This is a genomic window from Spirochaeta lutea (assembly GCF_000758165.1).
In the GTDB taxonomy this organism is placed as follows: Bacteria; Spirochaetota; Spirochaetia; order DSM-27196; family Salinispiraceae; genus Spirochaeta_D; species Spirochaeta_D lutea.
Genome location: NZ_JNUP01000044.1, coordinates 1 through 2,594, shown reverse-complemented (window position 1 = coordinate 2,594; position 2,594 = coordinate 1). Strand labels below are relative to the sequence as shown.

3 protein-coding genes are annotated in these 2,594 nt (G+C 34.8%); all 3 read left to right on the top strand.

Features of this window, described 5'->3' with window-relative positions:
- Nucleotides 1-336 (top strand): DUF6364 family protein (locus tag DC28_RS04775; RefSeq protein WP_238565758.1); only part of this gene is annotated, 336 nt, incomplete at its 5' end.
- On the top strand, nt 326-751 hold the full coding sequence (locus tag DC28_RS04770; RefSeq protein WP_052078400.1) for a PIN domain-containing protein: 426 nt from the start codon (nt 326-328) through the stop codon (nt 749-751). The genes DC28_RS04775 and DC28_RS04770, both read left to right, overlap by 11 nt.
- A gap of 172 nt (nt 752-923) precedes the next feature.
- Nucleotides 924-2,447, top strand: a complete 1,524-nt coding sequence (locus DC28_RS04765; protein WP_037546466.1) for an ATP-binding protein — start codon at nt 924-926, stop codon at nt 2,445-2,447.
- The last annotated feature ends 147 nt before the right edge of the window (nt 2,448-2,594 follow it).

Genomic DNA, 2,594 nt, shown 5'->3' with positions numbered 1-2,594 from the left:
TGTTATCTTGATTTATTATTTTTACCGTTGACAAAAACAGAAAGTGACGTACATTATATATATAGACGTCAGGAGTGTGTTATGTCCACCAAACTTACCTTGCGATTAGATGAAGATATTATTGAAAAAGCAAAAATTTATGCTTCAAAAAATAATACCTCACTAAGTTCACTCACTGAACAACTTTACAAAACACTTATTTATAAAAATGAAGAACCAAACATTTCTGATCTAAATGCTCATATTACGTCCAAATACAAAGGAATCATTCATACAACAATCAATGATGACCAAATAAAACAGAAGTATCTTATGGAAAAGCATCTTGTTGATTAAAACATATATCGACTGCAACATTATCATCGACTGGGTAATGGATAGAGAACCATTCTCTTATTACTCAGCTCGTATCATTGAATTAGTAGAAAACCAAAAAATTATTGGAATTGTGTCTCCCCTCACGCTAGCAAATTCTTATTACATTCTAAACAAAACCTTAAATAAAAAAATAGCTGATGAGTTCATCAGTGATTGCTTACAACTGTTTAAAGTTGTTCCGGTCAATGTCCATCACCTACAACAAGCTATCCAAAACAAATATAAAGACTTCGAAGACGATATTCATGCCGCTGTCGCTATTGAAAATAATGTGGATTTCTTAATAACAAGAAATACAAAAGATTTTCATTCAACCAATTTTAAGGTGATTGATGCAGAGGGTTTTATCAATGAATTCAAAAATACAAGATAACAAACGCTTCAACTTGACGCAGCGGTGTCACGGTTTTTGCGGAAAAATGGAAATAGGCTGCGCCTGCACATTCGTGCAATTTATAATTGCAAAAACCGCGCCACTTTTTCGCTGCGCAAGTTAAGCGTGCGTTATACATATTCCAAGACTGTTTTCAGCAATTGGAGGAAGAATGAAAATCAAGGAAGTACGAATCTCAAATTTTAGGAACTACAAAGATGATACTACTATTGATTTTAATGACCTAACAGTCTTTGTTGGTAGAAATGATATTGGGAAGTCTACGGTCCTGGAAGCACTCGATATCTTTTTTAACGAAAAAAATGGAATCATCAAAATCGATCCTGAAGATATAAATAAAGAAAATAAATCCCAGGGAAACAACAACATTGAAATATCTGTCATTTTCCAAGACCTACCTGATAGCATAACAATAGATGCGAGTAATCCAACAACACTGGCTGAAGAGTATTTACTAAATAATGACGGTTACCTAGAGATCAAAAAAAGATTTCCAAATGCTGGAAAAGAAAAAGTTTTTATTATTGCTTCTCATCCGACAAATCCAGATTGTTCAGAATTACTGCTAAAAAAGAACTCAGATCTGAAGAAAGCCCTTGGCAGCATACCTTGCGAAGATAAAACAAAGAATGCATCAATCAGAAAAGCTATATGGAACCACTATTCTACTGATTTACAATTGGATAACATAGAAATAGATGTCACAAAGGAAGATGCAAAGAATATTTGGGAGCAACTCAAGAATTACATGCCCCTATACGCTTTATTTCAGTCAGACAGAAAAAATAGTGATGGCGATAGCGAGATTCAAGACCCTCTGAAGGAAGCCGTCAGGCAAATCTTGAACAATGAGGAGCTAAAGAATAAGTTCAATGAAATTTCTACTGTCGTGGAAATGAAATTGAGAGAAGTTTCAACCCGTACACTAGAAAAATTGCGCGAAATGAATCCTGAAGTTGCAGATAGTTTAAATCCAGTAATACCGCCTGCAGAGAATTTAAAATGGGCAGATGTATTTAAAAATGTTTCAATATCTGGAGATGAAGACATCCCAATTAATAAAAGAGGTAGTGGAATAAAGAGACTCGTGCTTCTAAATTTCTTCAGAGCTGAAGCAGAACGTAGGCAAGCTGAAAAAAATGTTCCCAATATTATTTATGCAATCGAAGAACCTGAAACCTCACAGCATCCTGCACATCAACGTAAATTAATTGAAGCATTTATCACATTGTCAGAAGCACCAAATACACAAGTCATTCTCACAACTCATAGCCCCGCTATTGTAAAGCTCTTAAAGTTCGAACACCTGAAATTAATCAAGCAGGATGACCGAAAAGTAATAATACAGAAAATTGAGCGTAGTAATTTACCATATCCTTCATTGAATGAAGTAAATTTCCTAGCATTTGGAGAGTCAGATGATGAATATCATAACGAATTATATGGTTTCATAGAAAGCGAAAGCAAGCTTCAAGATTTCAAACAAGGAAAATCTACAGTTGAATATATAAAATTAAAAAATGATGGTTCCACTCAAAATATTCGAGTTATTTTTAGCGAGTATATTCGCCATCAAATTCATCATCCTGAAAATACTAGAAATACCAGATTTACAAATGATCAATTACAAGAATCGATTGGATTGATGCGTGATTTTGTTCGATCATTTAGCTAATAGGAAATGTATAACAATCGCTTCAACCTGATTCGCCTATTGTCGCGGTCCTTGCTTCGGCTATGCCGGCAAGGACACGCGCCAATTACGGCTCACAGGTTAAGCGCGCGTTAAACATATTTCAGTGCGATTACTCGTTTCATTGGC